This is a genomic window from Seonamhaeicola sediminis (genome assembly GCF_004358095.2).
Lineage (GTDB): Bacteria > Bacteroidota > Bacteroidia > Flavobacteriales > Flavobacteriaceae > Seonamhaeicola > Seonamhaeicola sediminis.
Genome location: NZ_SMZJ02000004.1, coordinates 452,312 through 464,344, shown reverse-complemented (window position 1 = coordinate 464,344; position 12,033 = coordinate 452,312). Strand labels below are relative to the sequence as shown.

The 12,033-nt window shown below is 32.2% G+C and carries 11 protein-coding genes and 1 other RNA gene; 7 read left to right on the top strand and 5 right to left on the bottom strand.

What is annotated here, in order from left to right; genetic code table 11:
* Positions 1-69: 69 nt before the first annotated feature.
* The 5 genes from E1J38_RS08315 to E1J38_RS08295 all read left to right on the top strand — a co-directional run bounded on the left by E1J38_RS08315 (position 70) and on the right by E1J38_RS08295 (position 4,018).
* Positions 70-807, top strand: coding sequence for a hypothetical protein (locus tag E1J38_RS08315; protein ID WP_186525840.1), 738 nt, complete (start codon positions 70-72; stop codon positions 805-807).
* Positions 791-1,618: a DUF3822 family protein gene (locus E1J38_RS08310; protein WP_186525839.1), complete on the top strand. Its 828-nt coding sequence runs from the start codon at positions 791-793 to the stop codon at positions 1,616-1,618. Before E1J38_RS08315 ends, E1J38_RS08310 begins: the two co-directional genes overlap by 17 nt.
* The gene (rsmD, locus tag E1J38_RS08305) at positions 1,618-2,163 is read left to right on the top strand and encodes a 16S rRNA (guanine(966)-N(2))-methyltransferase RsmD (protein WP_133355574.1); all 546 of its coding nucleotides are present in this window, start codon (positions 1,618-1,620) and stop codon (positions 2,161-2,163) included. Before E1J38_RS08310 ends, rsmD begins: the two co-directional genes overlap by 1 nt.
* A gap of 156 nt (positions 2,164-2,319) precedes the next feature.
* Positions 2,320-3,237: a nuclear transport factor 2 family protein gene (locus E1J38_RS08300; RefSeq protein ID WP_133355573.1), complete on the top strand. Its 918-nt coding sequence runs from the start codon at positions 2,320-2,322 to the stop codon at positions 3,235-3,237.
* Positions 3,238-3,265: 28 nt separating this feature from the next.
* The gene (locus E1J38_RS08295) at positions 3,266-4,018 is read left to right on the top strand and encodes a hypothetical protein (protein ID WP_133355572.1); all 753 of its coding nucleotides are present in this window, start codon (positions 3,266-3,268) and stop codon (positions 4,016-4,018) included.
* Between the two features lie 51 nt (positions 4,019-4,069).
* On the opposite strand, the gene rnpB is transcribed toward E1J38_RS08295, so the two are convergent.
* Positions 4,070-4,421, bottom strand: an RNA gene (gene rnpB, locus E1J38_RS08290) — RNase P RNA component class A.
* 572 nt (positions 4,422-4,993) lie between these two features.
* Between rnpB and dnaX the strand changes: the two genes are divergently transcribed.
* Positions 4,994-6,724: a DNA polymerase III subunit gamma/tau gene (gene dnaX / locus E1J38_RS08285; protein WP_133355571.1), complete on the top strand. Its 1,731-nt coding sequence runs from the start codon at positions 4,994-4,996 to the stop codon at positions 6,722-6,724.
* Between the two features lie 15 nt (positions 6,725-6,739).
* Entirely contained in the window at positions 6,740-7,321 is a 582-nt protein-coding gene (locus E1J38_RS08280; protein ID WP_133355570.1) for a MiaE family protein, read from the top strand.
* Here the strand turns inward: E1J38_RS08280 and E1J38_RS08275 are convergent.
* From E1J38_RS08275 to E1J38_RS08260, 4 genes are all read right to left on the bottom strand, one after another.
* The gene (locus E1J38_RS08275) at positions 7,318-7,848 is read right to left on the bottom strand and encodes a porin family protein (protein ID WP_133355569.1); all 531 of its coding nucleotides are present in this window, start codon (positions 7,846-7,848) and stop codon (positions 7,318-7,320) included. The genes E1J38_RS08280 and E1J38_RS08275 overlap by 4 nt on opposite strands.
* Before the next feature lie 98 nt (positions 7,849-7,946).
* Entirely contained in the window at positions 7,947-8,852 is a 906-nt protein-coding gene (locus E1J38_RS08270) for a Ppx/GppA phosphatase family protein (protein ID WP_133355568.1), read from the bottom strand.
* A 1-nt stretch (position 8,853) separates the two neighbouring features.
* Positions 8,854-10,917: a polyphosphate kinase 1 gene (ppk1, locus tag E1J38_RS08265; protein ID WP_133355567.1), complete on the bottom strand. Its 2,064-nt coding sequence runs from the start codon at positions 10,915-10,917 to the stop codon at positions 8,854-8,856.
* Positions 10,918-11,036: 119 nt separating this feature from the next.
* Positions 11,037-12,032, bottom strand: coding sequence for a PorP/SprF family type IX secretion system membrane protein (locus E1J38_RS08260; protein WP_133355566.1), 996 nt, complete (start codon positions 12,030-12,032; stop codon positions 11,037-11,039).
* Position 12,033: the final 1 nt, after the last annotated feature.

Sequence of the window (12,033 nt, the reverse complement as noted above, 5' to 3'; positions counted from 1 at the left end):
GTTTTAACGATTAAAAAAAAATTGTAGATTTGCGAAAGACCTTTGATAACTTTTAATTAAAAAATAACAATGTTAACATTTATCCTTATTGCAGTTGGTGTTATTGTACTAACAATAGTATTAGTTAAATTAATAGACAAATTTGTACCAGCTAAAGCTAAACCTTTTTTAACCATAGCCCTTTGGTTATTAATTGCTTTTTTAGGCTATCAAACTTACATGTCTATTTACGAGCCTATTAAATTTAATAAGGTAAAGAAAAAGCGTTATGCACAAATAATTGAAAGTTTAATTGATATTAGAGATGCACAGTTAGCACACAAGACCGTAACTGGCAAATTTGCCAAAGATTTTGATGGTTTAGTAAAGTTCATAGATACTGCAGAATTTACAATAACACAAAGAAGAGATTCTAGTATCATTGATGATGCCTTAACTAAATTATATCAAGTAGATACCTTTAAAGATATTGTTATTATTGATACTTTAGGATTTGTTCCTATTAAAGATTCATTATTTAAAAATTCTGACAGGTATAAAACCATGATGAATGTACCTATTGGTAAAGCTGGAGAGAAATTTAAACTACAAGCAGGCTATTTGGAGCAAAATGGTATTAATATTCCTGTTTTTGAAGCCTCTGTAAAAAAGAATGTTATTTTACATGACCAAAACCCCGATTTATTGGTTCAAGAGAACCAAGTTGTATCGGTTGATGGTGTAAACGGAGATGCCTTAAAAGTTGGATCAATGGATGAGGTTAATACATCTGGAAATTGGCCTAAAACTTATGGCGATAACGAGTAGTAACAACACTATAAATAAACTAACTAATTTAGAACTGTCCATTCAAATAAGTTTGAATGGACTTTCTTTTTGTATCCTAGAAAGAAATACTAACACGATAACTAATCTAAAACAAATTAGTTTTGAAAAAAAACTAAATCCTCTAGAGTTATTAGATCAATTAAAAGGGATATTTAATTCAGAACATGCACTTCAAACAAATTTTAGTAAAGTACATGTTATTCATGACAACGACTTGTCTACACTAGTACCTAAATCTTTATTTAATGACGTTGCTTTAGCCGATTATTTAAAATTTAACTCTAAGATTTTAAAGTCTGATTTTATAACGTATGACCATATCGCTTTGAACGATAGTATATGCGTATACGTGCCCTATATTAATATTAACAACTATTTATATGATAAGTACGGAGAATTTACCTTTATGCATATTTCATGCATTTTAATTGAGTCAATTCTTCAATTGGAAAAGAACTCCGAAAGCACAAAATTTTATGTAAATGTAAGTTTAAACCATATAGAACTCATAATTGTAGATAAATCTAAATTATTATTTTACAATACGTTTGAATACGTTACTAAAGAAGATTTTATTTATTATATTTTGTTTACTGCAGAGCAACTAAACTTAAATCCAGAAGTATTCAATCTTGTATTTATAGGTGATATTAATAAAGATGATGAATTTTACAAAATTACTTACAGATATGTGCGGCATGTTGAATTTGGTAACAGAAATGATGTATTCAAATATTCTGAACTACCCAAATCTAAATATTCAAATTTTGCTTTAATTAAAAGTTTTTAATGCGAATAATATCAGGTATATACAAAAGAAGAAAGATTACAGCTCCCAAAAATCTTCCTGTACGTCCAACTACAGATATGGCAAAAGAATCGTTGTTTAATATTCTAAATAACCTTTACTATTTTGAAGATGTTGCCGTCTTAGATTTGTTTGCTGGCACTGGTAATATTAGTTATGAATTTGCTTCTAGAGGAACACAAAATATCATTTGTGTGGATCAAAATTTTAACTGTGTAAAGTTTATAAATAAAACTGCTGAAATGTTTGAAATGCCCATTCAAACAATAAAAAGTGATGTCTTCAAATTTTTAGAAAAGACTACAATAAAGTCTGATATTATCTTTGCAGACCCTCCTTATAATTTTACTTTCGAACAGTTTTCTGCTATACCAGATTTAGTTTTCAGTAATAAACTAATAACAGAAAGTGGGCTATTAATTATTGAGCATTCAAAACATACAAATTTATCCAAATTACATCACTTTAGTTACTCCAAAAGTTATGGCGGAAATGTTTTTAGTTTTTTTGAAACAAACAAAACGTAGCACCATCTTCAATAATTACCTTTTTTTCAGTATATTAGAGTTCTCCTTAAGATAGCACCCTAAATTTATCTTCTTATCTTAATAGTTTATTTCAGTATTTCTGAGATGAATTTTACTTTGGTTATGGATGCTATTAATTAACTAAAACACTAACCAATGAAAAAACTTTTAGTACTTGGCCTAGCGATGATTTTATTTATTGCTTGCCAAAATCAACCACAGAATTACTTTAATGCTTCTCCTGAATTAGAAACCTTTAAAGCGGGTGTTGCCGCCTATGAAGCCCAAGATTGGGATACTTGGAAAAGTCATTATGCCGACACTGCAAAAATCTTTCACAATTCAAACAAGGGTAATTCTCCAGATGAAACCATGGCAGGAATGAAAGACATGCTTTCTACACTTTCCTCCTATGCTTTTAGTAAGGAAAATGCCGTTAGCGAAATGGTAGTTGACAAAAACAATAAAACTTGGGTAAACTATTGGAATACCTGGAGAGGTAAATTGAAAGCAAATGGAAAAGAAATTAGTATCCCAGTTCATATTACATCAGAATTTGTAGATGGCAAAATCGTTCAGGAATATGCTTATTATAACCTATCAGAGTATGTAGATGCCATGCAAGACTTACAAGCTTATAATAATCTACCTGCAGATGAAAAAGCAATTACAGATGCCGTGAATAAAGTTGTAGATGGTTGGAATACTCATAACATTGCCAATCTTAAAGCTTTGTCTGTGCCAAACCTTACCAGAGCATCCAACGGTGTTGTTGATATTAAAAGTATTGATGAATATGAAAGCTTTATGAGCGTATTTGTTACTGCTTTTCCAGACTTTAAAGTTCATGTAAGCACTGTAGATATTGCAGACAATAAAGTGTATATTAATTGGACGGTTACGGGAACTCATAATGGTGATTTTATGGGCAATGCCGCAACCGGAAAAAAAATTAAAGTTCCTGGTTTTAGTGTATGGACACTAAACAATGAAGGTCAATTTGTAAGTGAGGAAGCCTTTTTCGATAACCAAGCCATCTATAGCCAATTAGGTATAAGCCCACCTAAAGTATAATAACAACTAATCAATAACCTTATAAATTATGAAAACAATTAAAAAAACGCTTTTACTAATTTGTACTTTATGCTTTTTCTGCAACATAAGCTATGCACAAAAGTATTATCAGGTGCACCAAGACAATGTAATGCCATCAAAAATTTGGGATTATGAGAAAATAGCCAAGGAATTTCATGCTGCGTGTGTAGAACATAATCCTCAAACAACATGGTTATGTGCCACTATGGATGATATGCGGTATTTATACGTTTCACCCATGGAAAATTTTGCTGATTTAGATGAACGTCCCTTTGCCGATATGGCTAAGGCCATGGGAGATAAATTTAGTGAAATGTTTAAAAAATTTGATCAATGCTATGGTTCTCATGGAGACTATATCATTGTGTTAGATGAAGAATTAACCTATATGCCAGATGGTATTTCACAAACTCAAGAAGGACAAGATTATAGAGATTATTATTTCATCTACTACAAACCAAAAAATGGTAAGAACGTTAGGGAAGGTATGAAAGCCGTAAAAGAAATGTTTGCCGCCAAGGGCTCTAAAAGCCATTATAGAGTTTACAGAACAGGATTTGGTGCTATGGAAAGCTATTATATGGTAGCCATGTCTAGCAAAGATGCTATAGATTCTGCAAACAAACAAAAAACAAATGAAGAATTATTGGGGCCGGACAGATTTGAAACCTTTAAAAAGGTTATGGATTATGCCACAAAAATGGAAGAAGTAACTGGAGAGATTAGAAGAGATTTATCATATGCTCCCAAAGAAGAATAGAAACCAACCCATTTTAACAGATAAACCCTTCTATTTAAGAAGGGTTTATTATTTCTAAGTAAATCTATAAGCCGAATTCTGTTCATCCTGAACTTGTTTCAGGATTCCCTGAAAGAAGAACAAAAATACCCTATCATTTATCTCAATGCATTGTTGCCAATACACTTTAGCTGTCTACCCTCCAACATTGGGCGTGCAACCCTTTCCCGATTGCTATCGGGACGCTGGTATACATGACATTGCACCATATAGAGTTTACCTGATTTCACTACAGCATTACCTGTACATACTTTCTGTTGCACTTTTCCTAGTTTCACAACTGGTGGCCATTAACCACTATAATGCACTACGGTGTTCGGACTTTCCTCTACTATAAAATAGTAGCGATAAGGCAATCTACTTACATGCAAAGGTACAATACAATACTATTAAAATCTAAACAAATAAATGTTTTGGCGTTACCCCTCTTAAAATCGGGGTCAGGCTTTTCGTTACAAGTCCGCGCTCCTTACGGCGCTGTGGGCTTTTCACTACAATCCTTAACGCACTTACCCGTATACCCTGTTTAAACTTAAATTTAAATATCTAGAAGTTTAGATTTGTTGCGTTAAGTTATTGAATAGACCGGTTATGTTTGAAAAGGTTCGTTTAACTATAAGATAAAATCAGTTTCAATTGCTTTTATCGGCTGTTAAACGAAAGTAGTTGAAATTTTTTACAAAATCAACAACTAAATATAGTAATCAATAACATCTATTTGTTAATAACTCTTATTAAATAGTATGTTCAAAATTCTAAATTTTAAGACGAATTTTTAACTTTGTTACAGTTAAAATGTCATTTCGAATGTTTCGAATACATTCAAAACGTATCGAGAAACATGTTAGCTAAAATTTACTGATTTTCGTTAGTTCTACTTAGCGTAGTCTAAGTACAATTTTATATTGAAAATCACTCAAGCTTACGTAAATTTCAATGGAGCACTTTGTAGTATCAGCCAGAAAGTACAGACCACAAACCTTTAAGGATGTTGTTGGCCAACAGGCTATTACCAATACGCTCTTAAATGCCATTGAAAATAATCATTTGGCACAGGCTTTACTGTTTACGGGTCCCAGAGGTGTTGGTAAAACTACCTGTGCCCGTATATTGGCCAAAATGATTAACAGTGATGGTACAGAAACAGATGAGGACTTTGCGTTTAATATTTTTGAGCTAGATGCAGCGTCAAACAACTCTGTTGATGATATTAGAAATCTAACAGACCAAGTTAGAATTCCGCCCCAGGTTGGAAAATACAAGGTGTACATTATAGATGAGGTACACATGTTATCACAAGCTGCCTTTAATGCCTTTTTAAAAACCTTAGAAGAACCACCAAAACACTGTATTTTTATTTTAGCAACTACTGAAAAGCATAAAATTATACCAACCATTTTATCGCGGTGCCAGATTTTCGATTTTAAACGAATTACGGTTAAAGATGCTAAAGCGTACTTACAGTATATTGCCGAAGAGCAAGGTGTTAGTGCCGAAGATGACGCCCTTCATATTATTGCACAAAAAGCAGATGGCGCTATGAGAGATGCGCTTTCCATTTTTGATAGAGTTGTTAGCTTTTCTGGTAAAAATTTAACCAGACAAGCGGTAACAGAGAATTTAAATGTACTGGATTATGAAACCTATTTTGAAAGTACTGATTTAATACTACAAAATAAAATACCAGAATTACTGCTTCTTTTTAATAATACACTTTCTAAAGGCTTTGATGGCCACCATTACATTGCTGGTTTAGCATCTCATTTTAGAGATTTATTGGTAAGTAAAACAGAAAATACTATTGCGCTTTTAGAAGTTGGTGACCAGACCAAACAAAAATATTTGGAACAGTCTAGAAAGGCTACCAGAGATTTTTTAATACAAGGTATACATTTGGCCAATGATTGTGATCTCAAATACAAAAGCAGTAAAAATCAACGTTTGTTGGTTGAACTTTGTCTTATGCAACTTGCCTCTATCACTTTTGATGGAGAAAAAAAAAATAGCAGACATTACATAATACCGCCTTCCTATTTTAAAAACAAAGGCATCACTCCTGTTGTGGTTTCTGTGCCGAAAAAACAAGAGTCCAATGAGGTTTCTGATGAAACGGAACAAGCAATAGTTAATCCTATTGAACCAGTTGCTAAAACTGTTGAAGCTTTTCAAGTTAAAGAACCTCCAAAAATTATTTTAAAACAAGAAACAAAGCGCAAATCTGGTCTCTCATTAAGTAGCTTAAAAACAAAAAAGGAGCACCAAATAAGGCAAATGAACGTGGTTATTGACGAAGAAGACTTGCCTAAAGACGATTTTACAGAGCGTGAACTCTTAAAAGTCTGGAATACCTATATTGAAAACTTGCAAAAGTCTGGAAAACGAAATTTGGCTTCTATTTTATCTATAGATAAACCTAAACTTAAAGAAACCACCATTCATCTTGAATTTCCAACTGAAACAAATAAATTGGAAATTGAACGCAATCAGTACGATTTATTAGGGTTTATAAGAAAATCACTCAATAACTTTGATATAGACCTTGCCATTACTGTTAATGAAGTCATGGAAAAACAATACGCCTATACGCCTATTGAAAAGTTTGAAAAACTTAAAGAGAAAAACCCTAATATAGAGTTATTAAAGAAAGCTTTTAATTTGGATGTTTAAAAAACCACATGAACTATGTTAGGACTTAAATTACCAACAGACCCAAGGTGGGTTAATATTGTTGAAAAGAACATTGAAGAAATTTTAACAGATCATGCCTTTTGCGAGCAAAAAGCTACCAGTACAGCTATTTCCTTGATTGTTAGTTTCCCTGAATACACCGAATTGGTTCAGGAAATGGTGGCTTTGGTCAAAGAAGAAATAAGTCATTTTAAAATGGTTCATGATAAAATTTTAGAACGCGGCTGGGTTTTAGGAAGAGACCGAAAAGATGAATATGTTATTGAGTTAATGAAGTTTTTCCCAAAAGGTGGTAGTAGAACTACACAATTAGTACACAGATTACTTTATGCCGCTTTAATTGAAGCCAGAAGTTGCGAGCGCTTCAGGTTACTTTCAGAAGCATTAGAAGATAAAGAATTAGCTGAGTTTTATAGAAAGTTAATGGTAAGCGAAGCCAACCACTATACCATGTTTTTAGGTTTTGCCAGACAATATGGAAATAAAAAAGAAGTTGACACCAAATGGCAACAACTTCTTGAATATGAAGCTAAAATTATGTCTAATTTAGGAAAAAAAGAAACCGTTCACGGTTAAAATTTATAACCAAATCCGAACTGGATTTTCGTATTTATGGCTTCAAAACTTTCAATATCGTCTAAAACATTTACAAGTCCATAAGTGTACCTAGCATCCACAAATAATTGATGGGATATTTTAAATTCTATCCCACCTATGGCTGAGTATCCAAAGTTTTTAAATCCATCTTCGTATTCGTGCACTTTAATTCCTACTTGAGGACCTGCACCAATATGCAATTTATCACTTAATTTAAATTTAAAAAATGCAGGAACCTGAATATAATCTATTCTTATAGATTCTTCCTTACCTCCTTCAGATGAAAACTGAAGTTCAGGAGCAAAAGCAACGCCTTTAGCTAATCTTAATTCACTAAAGAAACCAATCATAAAACCGTTTCTGTGTTTATTACTAAAAGTAGCATCAGGTTTAAAATCCATGTTAGAGATATTTAAACCAGCACGAACTCCAAATTTTGTGTCTTGAGAAAACCCGTAAAGAGTAGCTAGACCAATAAGTACGGTTAAGAGTAATGTTTTTTTCATAATTAATAGGTTTGGGTTTATTTTATAGCAAACATTCTTACAACGAAGATATATTTTTTCAATAAATTAGAGTTATTTAAAAGATGAAGTGCATAATTTTACTGTGTATTACTAGAAACAGTATCATAATATATACTCTTTATAATACCATCTGCGAGCCCTATTTTGGGTACATATATGTTTTTTGAGCCACTCCATTTCATTGCAGAAAGATAAATTCTCATAGCTGGAATAATAACATCTGCCCTATCTTGATTTAAATCTAACTCTGTTATTCTCTCCTCATAAGAATACGTTTGCAGCGTATTATAATAGGATGTCATATAAAAATATGATAGTGGTTTTCCCAAGGCTTTACCAGAGATTTTAAATATTTTATTAATATTCCCGCCTGAACCTAAAACAGATATTTTAGAATATTGCTTTGCATTAGATTCAATCCATTCCTGCAGCTCTTGCCATGTTTCCTTTAGAACCATATCATTGAGCAACCTAACAGTACCTATTTTAAAAGATTTTGATGTTATTTGATTTCCTCTATGAATCACCGTAAATTCTGTACTTCCCCCACCAACATCTACATATAAGTATGTCTTTTCCGGATCTATATATTTATTTAAATCTGTAGCTGCAATTATAGCAGCCTCTTCTTCGCCCCCTATAATATCTATGTTTATGTTAGCATGCTCTAAAACCGCATCAACAATAGCTTTACCATTTTTAGACTCACGCATCGCAGATGTTGCACAAGCCTTATACTTAACTACTTTATGCGATTGCATGAGTAATTTGAATGCTAGCATGGTATCTAACATTCTTTTAGTATTTTCTTTTGAAATTCGCTGCTTTATAAAAACATCAGCACCTAAGCGAATAGGTACCCTTACTAAAGAATTCTTTTTAAACCTTACGGGCTTACCTTTTTCTTCAATTACATTTGAAATTAATAATCTAACAGCATTGGAACCAATATCAATGGCAGCATATTTTTTAATTGAAAGCATATTAATCTTTGAGCTTATCTAGATAATAATCATAGATAGCAATTTGTGATCTTACTTTACGATTATTGTCTGTTTTATATTCGTTTTCATTATCTGTATTTATCAGTCTAGCTTTTACATTATCACTCCAACAAATATTAAATGTATCTATTATTTCTTGCTTGATTTCTGGGTCATAAATTGGACAACTCACTTCTACTCTATTGTGAATATTCCTTGTCATCCAATCTGCAGAAGATATGTATATTTTAACATCTTCATCTTTACCAAACATATAAATTCTAGGGTGTTCTAAAAACTTGTCTACTATACTAATAACTGTGATGTTCTCGCTCATACCTTCAATACCTGGTATTAAACAACATATACCACGTACAATCATATCTATTTTAACACCCGCATTACTGGCTTCGTAAAGTTTATCAACCATGGCATAATTTGAGATACTATTCATTTTAACTCTAATGTATCCGTCTTTGCCCTTCTTACTTAACTTTATTTGTTCATCAATTAGTTTAAAAATCCTGTTCTCTGTGTAATGTGGTGAAACTATTAAATGCTTGTATGAATATACCCGGTAGTTGGTATCAAAGAAATTAAAAATTTTATTAACCTCTTTTAGAATAGCTTGATTATATGTAAACAACGTAAAATCTGTATAAATTTTAGCAGTAGATTCGTTAAAATTACCGGTACTTATAAAGCCATATCGTCTTATTTTCTTCCCTTCCTCACGCTCAATAACACACATTTTACTGTGAACTTTTAAACCAGGTACACCAAATATAAGGTTTATACCTTCTTTTTTCATTTGTTCAGCGTAGTATATATTGGCCCTTTCATCAAACCTAGCTCTCAACTCAATAGATACTGTAACTGCTTTACCATTAATAGCGGCATTTATTAAGGCACTGGCTACATGCGATATTTCTGCTAGTCTATAAATGGTTATTTTAATAGTACTTACTTTGGGGTCTAAAGCGGCCTCACGTAAAAATTTTACTATGTATGAAAAGGTGTGATAAGGTGCATGTACCATATAGTCTTTTTCTTTTATAGCTTTGAAAAGACTTGTTTTTAGACTTAGACCTTTTACCTGTAAGCCTTCTATTCTATCATACATTAAATCTGTTCTTCCTAAACTAGGAAAACTCATATAATCTCTTCGGTTATGATAACGCCCACCAGGTATTATACTGTCAGTATTATCAACACCCATTTTTTCCATAAGATACTGTAGTGTATCTTTATCAATGGTTTCATCATAGACAAAACGTACAGGGTCACCTACTTCACGATGCTTGACACTATCAGAGATTTTTTCAATAAAACTTTTACTTAAATCACCATCAAAATCTAATTCTGCATCTCTTGTGATTTTAATCATATGTGCAGAGATGGTTTCATATTCAAAATTGCTAAAAATATCGCTTAGGCAATACCTTAATAGGTCATCATACATGATGATATAACTATATCCATTTTGTTTGGGTAACACAACAAAACGATCAATACCCTTAGGAATCTCAATCAAAGCAAATTGTTTAGCCCCATCCTGCATTTGCATTTTAACGGCTAAATATGCTGCGGTATCCTTTAAATTGGGTAACTGCACTAAATCGTTTAGGATAATAGTTACCAACTCTGAACTTACATTTTGAAAGAAATAATCTTTAATGAAATCATGCTGACTACTATCTACTTCGGTTTCATCAATGACAAAAATATTTTCTTTCTTTAACTTATAGTCAATGTCATTTAACACCCTAATACTCTCTGCTTGTTGCTCAATTACAATTTGAGTAATAATCTCAAGTAATTCTGCTGCTGCAATTCCTCCTAATTGGTTCTTACCTTCTTTTCCCGCTTCTACAATGCGCTTTACAGTAGCATAACGCACCTTAAAAAACTCGTCTAAATTGTTTGAGAAAATACCTAAAAATCGTAATCTTTCAATTAATGGAACTCTTTCATCATCGGCTTCTTGTAAAACTCTTGCATTAAATTGCAACCAGCTTATTTCTCTGTTTATGTAAGTGTTTGTAGTAGTTTCCGTAGCAATCATATTGTCAGGCTTAATATCCTAACAAATATATTCTATTTAAGATAAAAAATGAATTCAGTATACTTTAAATTTGCTTTAAATATAGACCTTGATATTTAGTAATTATTCTTATAATAAGCCTATTTCATATCACTGCGTGTTACACTTTGTGTGCACGGACAATTACTAATACCTTGTAAAAAGTCAATACCTACAGTAACCACGTGTGTTCCAGAGTTGTAACCAGACAAATCATTTGTAGTTATCTGGTAAGCATACCCAAAATAGAAAAGTGATTTTTTAAAACCAACCATAGGGCCTATGTTTAAAGGTTTTAGAAACTGGTCATTCAGAAAACGGTAAGAGATACCACCCCAAAAATAATCGTCGTTTCTACCATATTTTCTGAACTTAAAATTTATATCAGTAGCAGAACGCTTATCACTGGTAAACATTTGATAGAAAATGGAAGGTTCAAATTCCAATCGGTTTCTTTTATGTATGGTTCCTCTAAAAGTGTATCCCGAATAAATTTGGTAATTCAAAAGGAGATTCGGCTCAAAAACACGCTCTGATGAATCAAAATCTTTATCTAAAACGTTATTTAGGTTTAAGCTTAAAAAGAAACCTTTAAGCCTGTAAAGAGCTCCTATATCAAAATTATGATTAGTAGTACGCCTAGGGTCAGTTGGCGGATCAAATTGATAATTTGGATTTCCGTTATTGGTGAAATTCTGAGTATCAATTCTAAAATTGTTCATGTTGTATGAAATTCCGAAAGACAAATACATTTTAGAGTAATAATCTAATACCAAGTGATGTGCAAAAGAAAATTTAGCACCTGTTTGAATGGTATTGCCATTTCTATCATTGTATAAAGACAGTCCCACTCCTGTTCTATCGGCAATTCTTACATCTCCATAAAAAGATTGATTATCGGGAGCTCCTTTAATACCAACCCATTGAGTCAATCCATTAGCTCTTAATTTCACATTATCACCAATTCCTGCAAACGTTGGGGAAACAACAAAATTATTATCTGCCAAATATTGTGTAAATACTGGTAAATTGAGCTCTTGAGCAAAAACATTTACTACAAAGAGAAAAACTATATATGTAAAGATTTTTTGTAACATA